The 16326-nt window shown below is 62.1% G+C and carries 16 protein-coding genes and 3 pseudogenes; 14 read left to right on the top strand and 5 right to left on the bottom strand.

Translation table 11 applies throughout. From position 1 onward, the window contains the following. Positions 1 to 464 precede the first annotated feature (464 nt). From ACN0SD_RS19370 to ACN0SD_RS19360, 3 genes are all read right to left on the bottom strand, one after another. Entirely contained in the window at positions 465 to 782 is a 318-nt protein-coding gene (locus ACN0SD_RS19370; protein WP_417809837.1) for a hypothetical protein, read from the bottom strand. A gap of 108 nt (positions 783 to 890) precedes the next feature. Further along, complete coding sequence (locus tag ACN0SD_RS19365) at positions 891 to 1607, bottom strand: GntR family transcriptional regulator (protein WP_417809836.1); 717 nt, start codon at positions 1605 to 1607, stop codon at positions 891 to 893. Further along, positions 1604 to 2974, bottom strand: a complete 1371-nt coding sequence (locus tag ACN0SD_RS19360) for a formimidoylglutamate deiminase (protein ID WP_417809835.1) — start codon at positions 2972 to 2974, stop codon at positions 1604 to 1606. Before ACN0SD_RS19360 ends, ACN0SD_RS19365 begins: the two co-directional genes overlap by 4 nt. A gap of 72 nt (positions 2975 to 3046) precedes the next feature. Here ACN0SD_RS19360 and hutI point away from each other — a divergent pair, with 72 nt between their 5' ends. The 12 genes and pseudogenes from hutI to ACN0SD_RS19300 all read left to right on the top strand — a co-directional run bounded on the left by hutI (position 3047) and on the right by ACN0SD_RS19300 (position 14512). Continuing rightward, the gene (hutI, locus tag ACN0SD_RS19355) at positions 3047 to 4225 is read left to right on the top strand and encodes an imidazolonepropionase (RefSeq protein WP_417809834.1); all 1179 of its coding nucleotides are present in this window, start codon (positions 3047 to 3049) and stop codon (positions 4223 to 4225) included. After that, positions 4219 to 5739: a histidine ammonia-lyase gene (hutH, locus tag ACN0SD_RS19350; protein ID WP_417809833.1), complete on the top strand. Its 1521-nt coding sequence runs from the start codon at positions 4219 to 4221 to the stop codon at positions 5737 to 5739. The genes hutI and hutH overlap by 7 nt, the downstream gene beginning before the upstream one ends. Continuing rightward, a pseudogene (gene hutG, locus ACN0SD_RS19345) lies at positions 5736 to 6545 on the top strand (N-formylglutamate deformylase). Before hutH ends, hutG begins: the two are co-directional and overlap by 4 nt. Beyond that, positions 6542 to 7735 carry a CaiB/BaiF CoA transferase family protein gene (locus ACN0SD_RS19340; RefSeq protein ID WP_417809832.1) on the top strand — a complete coding sequence of 398 codons (1194 nt, stop codon included), beginning with the start codon at positions 6542 to 6544 and terminating at the stop codon, positions 7733 to 7735. The pseudogene hutG and the gene ACN0SD_RS19340 overlap by 4 nt, the downstream one beginning before the upstream one ends. Then, positions 7732 to 8874 (top strand): acyl-CoA dehydrogenase family protein, encoded by a 1143-nt coding sequence (locus ACN0SD_RS19335; protein WP_417809831.1) that lies wholly within the window; start codon positions 7732 to 7734, stop codon positions 8872 to 8874. The genes ACN0SD_RS19340 and ACN0SD_RS19335 overlap by 4 nt, the downstream gene beginning before the upstream one ends. 21 nt (positions 8875 to 8895) lie before the next feature. Next, positions 8896 to 10590: a urocanate hydratase gene (hutU, locus tag ACN0SD_RS19330; RefSeq protein WP_417809830.1), complete on the top strand. Its 1695-nt coding sequence runs from the start codon at positions 8896 to 8898 to the stop codon at positions 10588 to 10590. Further along, complete coding sequence (locus tag ACN0SD_RS19325) at positions 10587 to 11138, top strand: HutD family protein (protein ID WP_417809829.1); 552 nt, start codon at positions 10587 to 10589, stop codon at positions 11136 to 11138. The genes hutU and ACN0SD_RS19325 overlap by 4 nt, the downstream gene beginning before the upstream one ends. Positions 11139 to 11237: 99 nt before the next feature. After that, the gene (locus ACN0SD_RS19320; RefSeq protein WP_417809828.1) at positions 11238 to 12050 is read left to right on the top strand and encodes a transporter substrate-binding domain-containing protein; all 813 of its coding nucleotides are present in this window, start codon (positions 11238 to 11240) and stop codon (positions 12048 to 12050) included. A gap of 69 nt (positions 12051 to 12119) precedes the next feature. Beyond that, complete coding sequence (locus ACN0SD_RS19315; RefSeq protein ID WP_417809827.1) at positions 12120 to 12767, top strand: amino acid ABC transporter permease; 648 nt, start codon at positions 12120 to 12122, stop codon at positions 12765 to 12767. Then, the gene (locus ACN0SD_RS19310) at positions 12767 to 13426 is read left to right on the top strand and encodes an amino acid ABC transporter permease (protein WP_417809826.1); all 660 of its coding nucleotides are present in this window, start codon (positions 12767 to 12769) and stop codon (positions 13424 to 13426) included. Before ACN0SD_RS19315 ends, ACN0SD_RS19310 begins: the two co-directional genes overlap by 1 nt. Positions 13427 to 13429: 3 nt before the next feature. Further along, a complete protein-coding gene (locus ACN0SD_RS19305) occupies positions 13430 to 14224 on the top strand; it encodes an amino acid ABC transporter ATP-binding protein (RefSeq protein WP_417809825.1) in 795 nt (264 codons plus the stop codon). 117 nt (positions 14225 to 14341) lie between these two features. Beyond that, positions 14342 to 14512, top strand: coding sequence for a hypothetical protein (locus ACN0SD_RS19300; protein WP_417809824.1), 171 nt, complete (start codon positions 14342 to 14344; stop codon positions 14510 to 14512). 36 nt (positions 14513 to 14548) lie between these two features. Here ACN0SD_RS19300 and ACN0SD_RS19295 read toward each other — a convergent pair. Together ACN0SD_RS19295 and ACN0SD_RS19290 are read right to left on the bottom strand one after the other, a co-directional pair. Further along, positions 14549 to 14791, bottom strand: a pseudogene (locus tag ACN0SD_RS19295) (4-hydroxyphenylpyruvate dioxygenase); the annotation flags it as partial. A 10-nt stretch (positions 14792 to 14801) separates the two neighbouring features. Then, a pseudogene (locus ACN0SD_RS19290) lies at positions 14802 to 15480 on the bottom strand (homogentisate 1,2-dioxygenase); the annotation flags it as partial. 197 nt (positions 15481 to 15677) lie between these two features. Here ACN0SD_RS19290 and ACN0SD_RS19285 point away from each other — a divergent pair. After that, a complete protein-coding gene (locus ACN0SD_RS19285; protein ID WP_417809838.1) occupies positions 15678 to 16094 on the top strand; it encodes a MarR family winged helix-turn-helix transcriptional regulator in 417 nt (138 codons plus the stop codon). After that, on the top strand, positions 16091 to 16326 hold a 236-nt coding region (locus tag ACN0SD_RS19280; protein WP_417809823.1), incomplete at its 3' end, for a glutathione S-transferase N-terminal domain-containing protein. The genes ACN0SD_RS19285 and ACN0SD_RS19280, both read left to right, overlap by 4 nt.

The raw sequence follows: 16326 nt of genomic DNA, 5'->3' as shown, positions 1-16326 counted from the left end.
CTCAACCGCGCGCATTCGGTCTTCGTAGCTGTACATGAACTATCTCCAAGATAGTCCAACTTTTCGTCCGCACCCCCCCCGGGTCACTTCTGAGTGGAAATCAACAATCTAAGCTCCACACCGGGCATAATGATACGTTGGACTGCATCGCAGGAATTGAGGTTGTCAGCGGTCAAACACTCGCATGGCAATAGGGGCGGGAAACGTCGCGATCACCGTCCAGCTTGGCGTTATTGACCTAAAACCCTGTAGGCGACCACAACCAGATGGATCAGTTTACCAATGTACCGGCATTTGCACGGATGCATGTTTGCCACCCCATGAATTCAATCAAAAGCCATAACCGCTGATCAGCGTCGATGCTTTTGATACGACCTACGAATCCCACAAACGGCCCTGTTGTGGGAGACACGGCCTTCCCTACGGAAAACCGACTTCCTCCAATTAACACGCCATCCTCAGCCTCAAGTCCGGCGAAACAAAACTGCCGCACCCACATCAATGATGCAGCGCGGCACAGCGGCAAGATCTGCGACACGCCGTGCGAAATGCGTGTTGCCACAACCGGGCCGTGCGACGACGATCATCGGCTCAAAGCACAACTCCACCCCGCCAGCCGCAATATTCACGAGGTTCTGGCGCATGATGGCCGTCGAGACCTCTGCCAGCTTAGGGGCCTCGGCACGCAGGCCTGCCACGAATTTGTGAACGCAACCCGCTGTCTCCGGCCCGGCCAGTTCGCAGCTAGGTTCATAAAGATTCTGCGAGCGCGCCAGCTGCATCTCGCTTCCCTTCTCGACCGTGACGCAATTGGTCTTTTTCTGCGCTCTGAGACGCGAGATCACCCCATGCGATCAAGCGTCAATTCGGGGCGGAGGCCTGCGTCAAGTTCACAACTCAAGGCGCATCCGGTGGGAGGGTGAAAAGGACTGTTGTGCGAAGGTGATCGGGGATGCGTTCAGCCAGGTGACGCGCAGCATGGCCAAGATCGGATCGTCGGGCGCGCAAATCAAATGCTTGGACCGGGCGCCCGCCGTTTCGGCGAGGAATTCCATAGTCCCATGCGTGTAGGGCGCATGGCGCACGAGCCACACGTTGGGACTGGTTTTGACAAGATCGACGGCTTCGATTTCAGGCACAGTATCCAGAACAATCCAACGGTCTTCAAACATGTGCGGCACGTCATCTGCCAGATGCAGGCTCTTGACGTGCAGCAAGCGTTCATTGCCCGCAAGTTTGAGTTTTTCGCGCACCGGAGGCGGTGGCGCTTCGATGCCTCGCTCCAGCAAGCGATATTCATAGCGCGCGCCACTGGACTCGACTTCAGCGCGCGTCAGCGGGATCGTTAATGTAGCTTTGCGCCGAGGCGCCTCGCGCACCCGCGTGCCCGCCTTGCGCCGCCGGTCCAGAAACCCCGACGTCGCCAGATCGCGTAACGCGCGGTTCACGGTGGCGCGCGCGCAGCCGAATTCAGCGGCAAGATCGACCTCGTTCGGGATCAGCTCTCCGGGGGCGTAATCATGCGCGCGGATCCGTGCCATAATCGTGTCACGAATGAATTGCCAGCTGACCGAACTGTCGGGCCCCTGCCCTTTAACCACGTTCACACCTCATGCCCCAGTCGCTCCATGACCCGCGCATAGGCGGGTATGATCGCATCGCGTTGGATATGGCGTCCGTCTTGAACCACATGACGCCCCGCCGACCAGACATCACGCACCGAGCGATCGTCGCGCGCGAATATCCAAGTATCGAGCAATACATCCCCCGCCTTCCCTTGCCCATCCGGCCCCAGATCGTCAAGCGCCAGCAAATCCGCCCAAAGCCCTTCGGCAATCGCGCCACTCGCGCGGCCGGCGGCCTGCGCGCCACCTTCGACGGAACCCTGAAACAACACCCGCCCCGTCGAGCGATCTATATCGGCAAGCGCGGCGCGCGTGTGATCGCGCAGGCGTTGCGAGTATTCGAGTGTGCGCAGCTCTTCGGTTAGCGAAATCCGTATATTGCTGTCCGAGCCGATGCCGAACGCCCCGCCCGCTGCGCGCCAGCGCACGCCGTCAAAAATCCCGTCCCCCAGACTGGATTCCGTGATCGGGCACAGCCCGGCAACTGCGCCAGCAGCGGCAAGCGCCTCGGTCTCGGCGGGCAGCATCTGGGTAGCATGGATCAGGCACCAGCGCGCATCGACCGGGGCGTTTTCCAGCAGCCACTCGACGGGGCGTCGCCCGGTGGCGGCCTTGACCTCATCGACCTCGGCCAGTTGCTCGGCAAGGTGGATATGGATCGGTGCGTCACCGGCAAGCGCGACCGCCACCGCAAGCCCGGCAGCATCAACTGCGCGCAAGCTATGGGGCGCAATGCCCAGCCCGCTATCGGCCCCCAGCGTCGCGACATGGGCGCGCGCGCCCTCGACAAGTCGCGCAAAGCGTTCAGGATTGTTGCCGAAGCGGTCCTGCCCTTCGACCAGCGCGCGCCGATCCAGCCCGCCAAAGCTGTAAAGCACGGGCAACAGCGTCAGCCCGATCCCCGTTTGCGCCGCCGCTGCCGCGATCCGTCCCGCCATCTCGGCCAGATCGGCATAGGGCCGCCCGTCAGGCGCGTGATGCAGATAGTGGAATTCGACGTTGGTGGCATAACCCGCCTCAAGCATCTCCATCTGCACGAAGGCCGCAATCGCCTGAATGTCGTCAGGCGTCAGCCGGTCTAGAAAGCGATACATTAATTGCCGCCACGTCCAAAAGCTGTCTTGCGGATCGCTACCGCGCCGCTCAGACAGCCCCGCCATTGCGCGTTGAAAGGCATGGCTGTGCAGATTGGCGGGCGCGGGCAGCAGCGTTTCCACGCGTTTTGCATCCGGCGGGCAGTCGACACCCGCGATCACGGCGCCGATCCGGCCATCCTCATCAAGATTAATTCTTACCGCTTCCGCCCAGGAATTCATCACCAGCGCTCTACGCGCCCAGATCGTTCGCATGATCGAATCTCCGTGTTGACAGGCTTATTATGTGCATACATATTAATTTCAAATCAAGCGCGAATCGAGCCCATGACCCAGATAACCCTCACCAATGCGACCCTCGTTCCCTGCAACGCAGACAGCGAAACCCGCGTCTTCAATGGCTGGATACGCATCCAAGACGGGTGCATCGCGGCGATCGGCGAAGGGGCCGCCGAGGGTGAGGATCTGGGCGGACGGCTGGTGACGCCGGCGCTGATCGATTGCCATACGCATCTTGTCTACGGCGGCAGCCGCGCGCGCGAATTCGAGAAACGTCTGGAGGGCGCAAGCTACGAGGAAATCGCCCAAAGCGGCGGCGGCATCCTGTCGACGGTGAATGCCACACGCGCGGCCAGCGAGGACGATCTGGTGGCCTCGGCGCTGCCCCGGCTCGATGCGTTGCTGGCCGAAGGCGCGGCGGTGATCGAGGTCAAATCGGGCTACGGGCTGACGGTTGCGGACGAGCTCAAGATGCTGCGCGCGGCACGTCGGCTGGCGACGATGCGCCCGGTGCGCATCGTGACAACTTGGCTAGCCGCCCATGCGCTGCCCCCCGAATATGCCGGGCGCGCCGAGGCTTATCTCGACGATGTCGTGATTGCTGGTCTGCGCGCGGCCCATGCCGAAGGTCTTGTCGATGCGGTAGACGGGTTTTGCGAGAGCATCGCCTTTTCCGCCGCTCAGATGGCGCGCGTCTTTGATGTCGCGCAAGAGCTGGGCCTACCGGTGAAGCTTCATGCCGAGCAGCTTTCCCATCAGGGCGGCGCGCAACTGGTTGCCGCGCGCAAGGGGCTTTCGGCCGACCATATTGAATATGCGACAGCCGAGGATGCCAAAGCGCTAGCGGATGCGGGAAGTGTCGCAGTCCTGCTGCCCGGTGCGTTCTATACCCTGCGCGAAACCCAGATACCGCCGATTGCCGCGTTTCGCGCGGCGGGCTGCACGATGGCGCTAGCCACCGATTGCAATCCCGGCACCTCGCCCCTCACCTCGCTGCTGCTGAGCATGAACATGGGCGCGACGCTTTTCCGCCTGACCCCAACCGAGTGCTTGAACGCCGTGACCTGCAATGCCGCGCGGGCCCTTGGGCTGACCGATTGCGGCCGCCTTGCACCGGGGCTGCGCGCCGATCTGGCGGTGTGGAACGTTACCGATCCTGCCGAGCTGACCTATCGCATCGGCTTTAACCCTCTTCACAGCCGTTATTTCGGAGGCCGCAAATGCTGACACTGATCCCCGGCAAGGCAACGCTTGAGCAACTCGAAACCCTCTGGCGCACGGGCGATGCGGCGCGACTTGATCCGCGCACGGCCCCTGCGATCGCAACTTCTGCGGGGCGGATTGCGGCAGCGGCGGCGGGCGAGGCGGCAGTTTACGGCGTGAATACCGGTTTTGGCAAACTTGCCTCGGTGCGCATCGCAACCAATGACACGGAGACGCTGCAACGCAACCTGATCTTGTCGCATTGCTGTGGCGTGGGCGCGCCCTTATCGGCGCAAACCACGCGGCTGATGATGGCGCTGAAACTTCTTAGTCTCGGGCGTGGGGCGTCGGGGGTGCGTCCTGAAATCGTGGCGCTGATCGAGGGCATGCTGGCGCAAGGCGTGACCCCTGTCGTGCCCGAACAAGGCAGCGTTGGGGCCTCGGGCGATCTGGCACCGCTTGCCCATATGGCGGCGGTAATGATCGGCGCGGGCGAGGCTGTTTTCAACGATCAGCGCCTGCCCGGCGCAAAGGCGCTGGCCGCTGCCGGACTTACCCCCATAACGCTGGGCGCGAAAGAGGGGTTGGCGCTGATCAATGGCACGCAATTCTCGACCGCGCTGGCGCTGGTCGGGTTCTTTCGCGCAATGACCTGCCTGCGCACAGCAGTCGTCACCGGCGCGATGTCGACCGATGCGATCATGGGCTCGACCGCTCCCACTCATTCCGAAATCCACGCACTGCGTGGCCATCGCGGCCAGATCGACGTGGCCGCCGCGATGCGCACGCTGCTGGAGGGCAGTGCAATCCGCGAAAGCCACCTTGAGGGCGATGCCCGCGTGCAAGACCCCTATTGCATTCGCTGCCAACCGCAGGTGACGGGGGCCGCGCTTGATTTGCTGCGCTTTGCTGGCCAGACCCTGATCACCGAGGCCAACGCCGTCACCGACAACCCGCTTGTGCTGTCGGATGGCACCATTGTCTCGGGTGGGAATTTCCATGCCGAGCCCGTCGCCTTTGCCGCCGATCAAATCGCGCTGGCCGTGGCCGAGATTGGCGCGATTGCGCAGCGCCGCGTCGCGCTGATGGTCGATCCCGCGCTCAGCTTTGGCTTGCCGCCCTTCCTGACGCCGCAGCCCGGTCTCAACAGCGGCTTGATGATTGCCGAGGTCACCACCGCCGCATTGATGAGCGAGAACAAACATCTCGCCTCCCCCTGCTCGGTCGACAGCACGCCCACCAGCGCCAATCAGGAAGACCATGTCAGCATGGCCGCCCATGGCGCGCGCCGGCTAGGGCTGATGACGCGCAACCTCTCGGTAATCCTGGGAGTCGAGGCGATCTGCAGCGCGCAGGGGATCGAGTTCCGCGCTCCGCTGACGACCTCAGCTCCGCTCGCACGGGTGATCGACGCGCTGCGGGTGCATGTCGCAACGATGGGGAATGATCGCTACCTCGCGCCCGATCTAGAGAAGGCGCAAGCCTTGGTCGAAGACGGGTCGCTTGTCACCGCCGCCGAACTGGAGATCGCGCCATGAGCCAAAGCGCCCCTGCCCCCGTCGAGATCGTGCAAGGTGACAGCCCGGTGATCTTGGGCCTACCCCATACCGGCACATGGTTGCCGGAAAACATCCGCACCGCCCTCAATGATCGCGGCCGCGAATTGGCCGATACCGATTGGAACATTCACCACCTTTATGCGGGGCTGCTACCAGGTGCGACCACCGTGCGCGCCACGTTTCATCGCTATGTGATTGACGCCAATCGCGGCCCTGAAAACGACAGCCTCTATCCCGGTTAGAACACGACGGGGCTGGTGCCGCTGACCGATTTCGACGGCACCCCGATCTGGAGCGTTGAACCTGATGCCGCCGAGATCGAAACCCGCCTCACGCAGTTTCACGCGCCCTATCACGCCGCCTTGCGCGCCGAGATTGCGCGGGTGCGCGCGGTGCACGGCGTGGCGATCCTGTATGACTGCCACTCGATCCGCTCGCATATCCCTTTTCTGTTTGACGGCAAACTGCCCGATTTCAATATCGGCACGGCGAATGGCACCAGTTGCGCCCCACAGGTCGAGACCACGACCGCCGGGATTTGCGCGCGTGCGCAAGGGTTTAATCATGTCGTGAACGGGCGCTTCAAGGGCGGCTGGACGACGCGCCATTACGGGCATCCCGAAACCGACGTGCATGCAATCCAGATGGAGCTGGCGCAATCCACCCATCTCACCACCGAAGCCCCGCCTTGGGAGATCAGCACCGAAAAAGCCGCGCGCCTGCGCCCATATCTGGGCGATATCCTGCGCACATTGGAAAGCCTTGCGCCGGAGTTGCGCGCATGAAGCCGCTCGAAGGTCTGCGCATTCTTGATCTGACCCGCGTGCTGTCGGGGCCGTTCGCCACTGCCTTGCTGGCCGATCTGGGCGCGAAAATCATCAAACTCGAACCGCCTCAAGGCGACGACTATCGCCATATCGGCCCGTTTCGAGACGGGGAATCCGCGCTATTTGCGCTGACCAATCGCGGCAAAAGCTCGATCGTGATCGACCTCAAGACCCCCGAGGGTCAGGCGCTTGCGCGTCAACTCGCCAGCCAGTGCGATGTCGTGGTCGAGAATTTCCGCCCCGGCGTTGCGGCCCGGCTGGGACTGGGTGCAGAGACGTTGCGCGCGGATAATCCGGGCCTTGTCTATTGCTCGATTTCTGGCTTTGGCCAAGAAGGCCCGGCGGCCCAACTCCCCGCCTATGACCTCGTGGCGCAAGCGATGTCGGGCTGGATGGATGCGACGGGCGAAGAGGGCGGCGAGCCGCTCAAAGTGGGCGAGGCCCTGGGCGATATCGCCGCGGGTTTGTATGCCGTGATCGCTATTCTCGCCGCGCTGATCGGTCGGGGGCGAACGGGCCAAGGCGCGGCGCTGGATGTCGCGATGCTCGACAGCCTTGTGGCGATCCTGCCCACCAGCCACGCGATCCACCTATATTCCGACAGCCCCGTGGCGCGTGTCGGCAATCGCCACCCCCTATCCACGCCGTTCGGGGCGTTTCGCACCGCCGATGGGCACGCGATCATCGCCGTGCTGGGTGCGCGCCAGTTCGAGGCGCTGTGCACTGTAATCGGCGCGCCCGAGGCGGCCAATGATCCACGTTTTGTCAGCGACGAGAGCCGCACGCAGAATGAACCTGCCTTGCGCGCGCTGATCGAACGCTGGAGCAGGGCGCAGTCCACGCGGGCCGCCGTTGCCGCGCTGGCCGAGGCGCGTGTGCCAACCGCGCCGATCCTGACCCTCGCCGAGCAATTGGCCTCCGATCACGCCGCCGCCCGCGCGCTGGTCAATGAACTGCCCCATCACCGGCTTGGCAAATCCCCGGTCGTCGGGCAGCCCATCCGCTTTGACGGCAAGGCGCTACTGGCCGAAACCGGTGCCCCTGCCCTTGGCGGCGAGACCCGCGACATCCTGCAAGAGGCCGGTTTGAGCGGCGCACAAATCGCGCAGCTCATTGACGCTGGCGTTATCAAGGATCCTACATCATGAGCGATTTTGACCATCTTCTCAGCCCCGAAGAACGCCAGTTCCTCGACATGCTCGAACGCTTTAGCGCCGACGTGCTTGTCCCGCAGGCCGCCGCGACCGATGCCTCGGGCGCGTTCGTACATGACCAGCTTGCCGCGCTGGCCGAAACGGGGATGATGGGGGCGAACCTGCCCGAGCGTTGGGGCGGGGCCGATATTTCCGCGCATGCGCTGTTCGAGGCGGTGGCGTGCATCGCGGGAGGCTGCGGCTCGACCGTCTCGGCGCTGACGGCGCATTATCTGGCCACCGACAGCTTGCTGATCGGGGCTGGCGATGACTTGCGCGAACGGTTTCTGCACGCCGCTGCCGAGGGCCGGATGCTGGGCGCGTTCGGGCTAACCGAACCCAATGCCGGCTCTGATCCCGCCGACATGCGCACAAGGGCCACGCGTGATGGCGCGGACTGGCGCATCAAGGGCAAGAAATGTTTCATCTCGAATGGCGGTGTGGCCGATTTCATCGTGCTTTACTGCGTCACCGATCCCGAGGCAGGCCATCGCGGGATCTCCGCTTTCGTGATCGAAAAAGGCACGCCGGGCCTTGTGCCGGGGCGGGTCGAGCAGACGATGGGTCTGCGCGGCGGTCATGTCTGGGAGCTTGATATCGACGTCTTGGTGCCTGATGAAAACCGCCTTGGCGCTGAAGGCACGGGGTTTCGCACCGCGATGAAGGTGCTCGATAACGGGCGCACCGAGGTGGCCGCTATGGCGGTCGGGATCGCGCGCGCCGCGCTCAGTGCCGCGCGCGACTGGGCGAAATCGCGCATCATTGGCGGTGAGCCGCTGTCCAGCCGTCAGGGCATCCAGTGGATGCTGGCGGATATGGCGACTGATCTTTCCGCCGCCGAACTGCTGGGCCATGAGGCCGCGCGCCAGCGCCAAGCCGGGCAGCGTTTCACCACCGCCGCGTCAAAAGCCAAGCTGTTTGCCTCGGAGGCCGCAGGGCGCATCGCCGATAACGCGCTTCAAATCCATGGCGGCTACGGCTTTACGCAGGACTTCCCGCTGGAACGTCACCTTCGCGATCTGCGCATCATGCGCATCTACGAGGGCTCCTCTGAAATTCAACGCAACATCATCGCGGGCCGCCTGCTCGCCTGACATGCTGAAAGGACCGATTTGATGAACAACCCGCGCCACAACACCCGCGACATTTACCCCGCGACCGGCACCGAGATGACGGCTAAAAGCTGGCTCACCGAAGCGCCGCTGCGCATGTTGATGAACAACCTGCACCCCGATGTGGCCGAGAACCCGCATGAGCTGGTGGTCTATGGTGGCATCGGGCGTGCTGCGCGCACTTGGGAAGATTTCGATCTGATCTGCGACTCGCTGCGCAAGCTTGAGGCCGATCAGACGCTGCTGGTGCAATCGGGCAAGCCAGTCGGGATCTTTCAGACGCACACCGACGCCCCGCGCGTGTTGATCGCCAATTCCAACCTCGTGCCGCATTGGGCCAATTGGGAGCATTTCAACGAGCTCGATAAAAAGGGTCTGGCGATGTATGGCCAGATGACGGCGGGCTCGTGGATCTACATTGGCGCGCAGGGTATCGTTCAGGGCACCTATGAAACCTTCGCCGAGGCAGGCCGCCAGCATTACGATGGCGATCTGAAAGGGCGCTGGATATTGACCGGGGGACTGGGCGGCATGGGTGGCGCGCAGCCATTGGCCGCGGTGATGGCGGGCGCGTGCTGTCTGGCGGTGGAATGCGACGAAACCCGCGCCGATTTCCGCATCCGCACCCGATATTGCGATGAAAAGACCCATTCGCTGGATGAGGCGCTGGCGATGATCGAACGCTGGACAGCGGCGGGCGAGGCGAAATCGGTCGCCCTGATCGGCAATGCCGCCGACATCTTTCCCGAGATCCTGCGCCGGATGCAAGCGGGCGAATCCCTGCCCAACGGGCGCCCCGACATGGTGACCGACCAGACCTCGGCGCATGATCCGTTCCACGGCTACTTGCCCAAGGACTGGACCGTTGCGCAATGGCGTGCCGAGCAAGAGAGCAATCCCGCCGGGGTCGCGCGCGCCGCGCGTGCCTCGATGCGCGATCATGTGGAGGCAATGGTGGGCTTTTGGAATGCCGGTGTGCCGACGCTCGATTATGGCAATAACATTCGTCAGATGGCGCAGGAGGAGGGGCTGGAAAACGCCTTTGCCTTCCCCGGCTTCGTGCCCGCCTATATCCGCCCACTGTTCTGCCGTGGTGTCGGGCCGTTCCGTTGGGCCGCGCTGTCGGGTGATCCCGAAGATATCTACAAGACCGACCAGCGCATGAAAGAGCTATTTCCCGAGAACGCGCATCTGCATCGCTGGCTGGACATGGCGCGTGAACGCATCGCCTTTCAGGGGCTGCCCGCGCGGATCATGTGGATCGGGCTGGGCGAACGTCACAAAGCGGGTCTGGCGATCAATGAAATGGTGCGCAACGGCGAGTTAAAAGCCCCCGTCGTGATCGGGCGCGATCACCTTGACAGCGGCTCGGTTGCCTCGCCAAACCGCGAGACCGAGGCGATGAAGGATGGCTCGGATGCGGTGTCGGACTGGCCCCTGCTAAACGCGCTACTCAACACCGCTTCGGGGGCGACTTGGGTGTCGCTGCATCACGGCGGTGGTGTCGGCATGGGGTTCTCCCAGCATTCCGGCATGGTGATTTGCTGTGATGGCACCGAGGACGCAGATCGCCGGATCGCGCGGGTGCTGTGGAACGACCCGGCCACCGGCGTCATGCGCCACGCCGATGCGGGCTATGAGATCGCGCGCGATTGCGCCATTGAACACGGGCTTGATCTGCCGGGCATCCTGAAATGAGGAAAATTCGCCGCGATGATCTGGAAGCCCAGCCTTGGAAGAATGGCGGCGGTCTGACTTGGGAGATTGCCGCCTTTCCCGAAGGGGCGGGGTTTGAGGATATGCAGTGGCGGCTCAGCATGGCAGAGGTCGCAAGCGACGGCGCGTTCTCGGCGTTTGCGGGGATTGATCGCACGCTGGCGGTGCTGTCGGGCGCGGGGATGGTGCTTGAGTTTGCCCAAGGTGGTTCGATTGCGCTCGACACAAGCGCACCGCCCCTGTCCTTTCCGGGCGAGGCGGCGATCCATGCGCGTTTGACCGATGGACCGATCCTTGATCTCAACATTATGACGCGGCGTGGTGCGTGGGCGCATCGGGTAGAGAGAATTGCAACATGCGATCCACTGCCCGATGGCACGATTGCCGTCGTAACGCGCAATCAACCGGTCGAGATCGGTGATCTCGTCTTGCATCCCGGTGAGGTTCTGCTTTTTGATCATCCTCAGAAGTTGGAGGAGGTCGTCACCCGAGGCCCCGTGCTCGCCATTGTCGTGCGCGGCCTCGAATAAACCTTTCCGGCGCCGGGCAAAACCTGCGTCGGTTCTACCATCCGGATGCCAAAGGGGCGCGGCACCGGACCAATAAGCCCCGCCAACAGGAGAGACAGAATGACCTTTTTCACGACACTGAAATCCGCGCTTTTCGGTCTTGGCGCGCTTGCCATCACCGCATCCGGCGCACTGGCCGACGATTTGGCCGACATCAAGGCCGCTGGCAAAATCGTCGCCGCGACCGAAATGCACTACGCCCCGTTCGATATGCTTGAAAACGGTGAATATGTCGGCTTTGACCGCGATCTGTTCGACGAGATCGCCAAGGAACTGGGCGTCGCCCCCGTCTATCAAGACCTGCCTTGGACCTCGATCTTGCCGGGCCTTGAAGTGAAGAAATTCGACTTCGTGCTGGCCCCGGTGACGATGACCGCCGAACGCGCCGATCGTTATAGCTTCACCCTGCCGATCGCGGATGCCACCGTGACTTTCGTGCAGCGCAAAGGCGGCAAACTGACCACGCCGGAAGACGCCAAGGGCATGACCGTGGGCGTGCAGAAAGGCACCGCGCAAGAGAAACAACTGGAGGCCTATGGCGAAAAGATCGGCGGGATCAACGTCAAGGGCTACGGCACCCCGGACGAGGCCTATGCTGACCTGATGACGGGCCGCCTTGATGCGGTTGCGGGGTCTGCGCCGCTGCTCAACTACCTCGCCAAAACGCGCCCCGATGACTTCGCCGTCGTCAACCCGCCCTTCGGCACGCCCACCTATTTCGGCTTTGTCGCACGCAAGGGCGACGGCGACACGCTGGTGGCGGCTGTCAACGATGCTCTCAAGGCGATCGAAGCCGATGGCCGCATGAAGGCGTTGCAGGAAAAATGGTTCGGCGCGGCAACCGAGCTGCCCCAGACGATGCCTCAGCTCTAAGACTTAGCGCGCGCGGGCCGGCAGCCATCTGGCCCGCGCGAAGTGCTCACCCACAATCAAGGTGTGGCAATGTTCTCATTCCAGACGATCATAGACAACTTCCCGGTCCTGCTCGGCTCGGCGCGCTACACGCTGCTGATTTCGGTGCTCGGCTGTATCGAGGGGCTCATCCTAGGGGCTGTAATCTGTGCCGCGGCGCTTTCCAGCAAGCTCTGGCTGCGCCGGATCGCGGCGCTTTACGTCAGCTTTTTTCGCGGCGTGCCGCTGCTGATCCAGCTTCTCGCGGCCTATTACCTGCTTCCGGTGATCGGCATCAACGTGCCCGCCTTGGCCGCCGCCGTACTGACCGTAGGGCTGTGCGCTGCGGCTTACCTGTCAGAAGTGTTGCGTGGTTCTTTGAACGCGATCCCCAAGGGTCAGGCCGAAGCCGCCGCCGCCATCGGCATGGCGCCCCGCGATGTCTGGGTGCGTATCCTTCTGCCGCAGGCGCTCAAGATCGGCCTTCCGGCCATCGTCAACGAGCTGATCTTGCTGGTCAAAGCCAGCTCGCTTGTGACCGTGGTCGGCATCGTCGAGATCACGCGGATGAGCCAGTCGATCGCTGCCGCCACCTATCGCCCCCTCGAAATCTATCTTGCGGCCGCTTTCATCTACCTCGCGATCAACCTCGTGATTGCACAGGCCGGGCGCATCCTTGAACGGAGGCTTACGGTCTGATGATGGAGACATTGCACCGCTACGGCCCGGATCTGCTGACCGGTTTCAGCCTTACCCTTCTAAGCTGGGCGCTTGGCACGATCCTTGGTCTGGCCCTTGGCTTTGTGATCGAGATCGCGCGCCGGTTCGGTCCGCGCGCTCTTGGCTATCCGATCCGCGCTTATGTCGAGTTCATTCGCGGCACGCCTTTTCTCGTGCAGCTTTTTGTCCTGTATTATGGCGGGCCACTGATCGGGTTGCGCCTTGACGCGCTGCCCGCGGGCATCCTTGGATTGACGATCTATGGCAGCGCCTATTTCACCGAGATCCTGCGCGCGGGCTTTGATGCGGTACCACTGGGGCAAATTGAGGCCGCGCGCGCCATCGGCTTTCGCAACACCACGATCGTGACCCGTATCATGGTGCCGGTGATGATGGTCTCTGCCCTGCCGTCACTGGTGAATTTCGCGATCATCCTCACGAAAGAAACCGTGATCCTGTCGATGATCACCGTCCCCGAAATCATGTTCCAGACCCAGACGATGATGAGCGAGACCTTCGCCTTCGTCACCCCGATCCTGATCCTCGCGCTATTCTTCTGGGGTTTCGTCGAGACGATCTCGCGGTTCGGGCGTCGCCTGGAACGCCGCTTCACCCATTACCTTCTTGATCGGAGCTGAGACATGACCAGTCCGCACGCAGCACCCGCAGCCGCCCATCTGCGCAACGTCAACAAGTTCTATGGCCCCTTTCAGGCGCTTACGAATGTCACGCTCGACATTCCACCGGGCAAGGTGACCTGCCTTATCGGCCCTTCGGGGTCGGGAAAATCCACGCTGTTGCGCTGCATCAACGTGCTTGAAATGTATGACAGCGGCGAGGTGCGCATCGACGATCAACTGATCGGCTACGAAAGTCCCGGCGGCAAACCCATGGCACCGCGCCGTTTGCGCGAAATGCGCCGCGAGATCGGGATGGTGTTTCAACAGTTCAACCTCTGGCCCCACATGACCGCCTTGCAAAACGTCGCCGAAGGACTGGAACGCGTGCGGGGCCTATCGGGCGCTCAGGCGCAATCGCGCGCGCGCGAAGCATTGGCCAAGGTCGGGCTGGCGGACAAGGAAGACAACCACCCCAGCCACCTGTCGGGCGGACAGCAGCAGCGCGTGGCGATCGCGCGCGCTATCGCGATGGAACCGCGCATTATGCTGTTTGACGAGCCGACAAGCGCACTTGATCCCGAACTGGTCGGTGAAGTTCTGGGCGTTATGAAACAGCTTGCCTCCGAGGGCATGACAATGGTCGTGGTCACCCACGAGATGGGATTTGCCGCGCATGTCGCGGATCGGGTGGTGTTCATGGAACGCGGTGAAATCGTCGCGACCGGCTCGCCCCGCGACGTGTTCGACGCCCCCTCAGACCCGCGCCTCGCGAGTTTTCTGCAAGGCTATCGCGAACGCAACTCGCTCGATTTCTGAGACGGAATTCAGACTGAGAACGGCGGCGCAAGATTGGACCACGGTAGCGGCGGGATGTTCCTGCTGCGAGCGGAGTAAAATCCGACCAGTTTCATCCTTCGTGGGGCAGCAAAGAAGATGTTGACCTTCTCTGAGCCGCCTGGCTATCGGCGGAGTGCGCCGATCAAGCGTCCACAGTTGGACGGGCTCACCAATATCATCGACAGTTGGCTGGACGCGGATAAGACGGCCCATCGAAAGCCGCGTCACACGGCCAAGCGGATCTTTGAGCGGTTGCGGGCAACCTGACTATACCGAGCGAGAGTGCGCTACTAACTCATTACACTATTGTGCGATCAGCTCGCCGCTTTCGATTTTCTCGCGCTCGGTCGTTTCAAACAGCGCCTTGAAATTACCCTCACCAAAGCCGTAATCGCCCTTGAGCTTAGTGAACTCGAAGAAGATCGGGCCAATCACCGTTTTCGAGAAGATCTGAAGCAGGATCTTTGTCTCACCGCCCCCCAGCATGCCTTCGCCGTTGATCAGGATGCCGTGTTTCATCATCTGATCAAGCGGTTCTTCCTGCCCCTATTTGGGCATCGCGGTCTTCAAACGCCGCAACGGGGCATTTGAAAACACGCGGATTGGCCAAGCAGTTCGCGCCAATCAGGCCACGCCCCGGCAGATCGAATTTCTGCCCGTAATTTTCGCAGACAAAGCCGCGCGCTGGCCCTTCAAGCACCTCGACGATGCACCAACCCGCGCGGAATGATCGCAATTTCCTTGGGCTCAAGGTCGATGATGCCCAGCTCGGTGCAAAACCGCAGGCGGCCTTCTTGCGGCACAACCAGCAGCTCGCTATCGGCGGAAAAGAAATACTCGTCCTGCATGGATTGCGTGACCAGATAGATATGGCTGGCCATGCCGACTTGCATGTTCAGATCGCCCGCTGTGGTGACCGTGCGCATCCTCGTCAGCCACGTCAGCGCGGCCTCGGTATGGGGCACCGGATCCCAGCGATATTGCCCGAGGCCGATTACATCGGGGTCCACATTGGGCGCGGATTTCCAATAGGGCACCATCAATCTTGGCAAAGCGCCCAGTATGTTTCACCGAAGGGCGGATGCGATAGCACCGAGTGCGTTCGTTCTGCCCGCGCGGCGCGGTAAAGGCAGTGCCCGAAAGCTGCTCGGCATACCGGCCGTATTCGCATTTCTGCGGGCTGTTTTGGCCTTGCGGCAGCGCCTCTTTTCAAAGTCATTGCCAAAACCGGGCATGAAAACTGCATGTGTTCCGGTGGTGGTGCTGGCCTAGACCATACCCTCGGGCAAAGACTGATCGTTCGTCTGAAATCCTCCGTCTCATCGCCCCGACTCCCTTCGGGATGCTTGGCGTGATCCTTTGTTGCATGCGCGACGATGTCAAAAAATCTACTGCATTTGCAAAAGGTTTGATATTCAAATGACGTCAACGGATAGCATGTAACGACGCAGGATTCAGAGACCAATGCATTGAAATAAAGCTTTTTTTATCAGACTTAGAACTGGATGACTTCCTGCCTTACCTGCTGCCAGAAGCGGCCCAGAAACTCAGTCGTGAGCTGGCAGCGCTCTATCGCGATTCCGGTCTAAGCACTCCGCAGTGGCGCGTCATGGTGCATCTTGCTTATAACGGGCGGATCTCGGTGCGCGCTATCGAGCGGCGGGTTTCCATGGTAAAATCCAAGATCAGTCGCGCAGCCGCACGGCTTGAATCAGCGGGGCTGGTGGAAAAGCGCGCAGATCCGGCTGACGGGCGACTTGTGGCGCTGAGCCTGACAGATCAGGGGCACGCCGTTGCTATCGTGTGCGCATCGCGCTTGGGCTGGCGGGGCTGCAATGGGAAAGCGTGACGATCGATCTTGTCAAAGGCGCACAACGGAGCGCCGAGCATCTATCGCGCAACCCACAAGGGTTGGTGCCCGCGCTTGAAATCGACGGCCAGATCTTTACGCAATCGCTTGCGATCATCGAATATCTGGATGAGACGCGCGCCTTGGGTCTGCTGCCGGGAACAGCGGCAGAGCGCGCCCGCCTGCGCGCCCTCGCGCAGGCCATCGCAATCGACATCCACCCCGTTTGCAA

Source organism: Thioclava sp. (assembly GCF_048263065.1).
Taxonomy (GTDB): Bacteria; Pseudomonadota; Alphaproteobacteria; order Rhodobacterales; family Rhodobacteraceae; genus Thioclava.
This window is presented reverse-complemented; position numbering and strand designations above follow the sequence as displayed.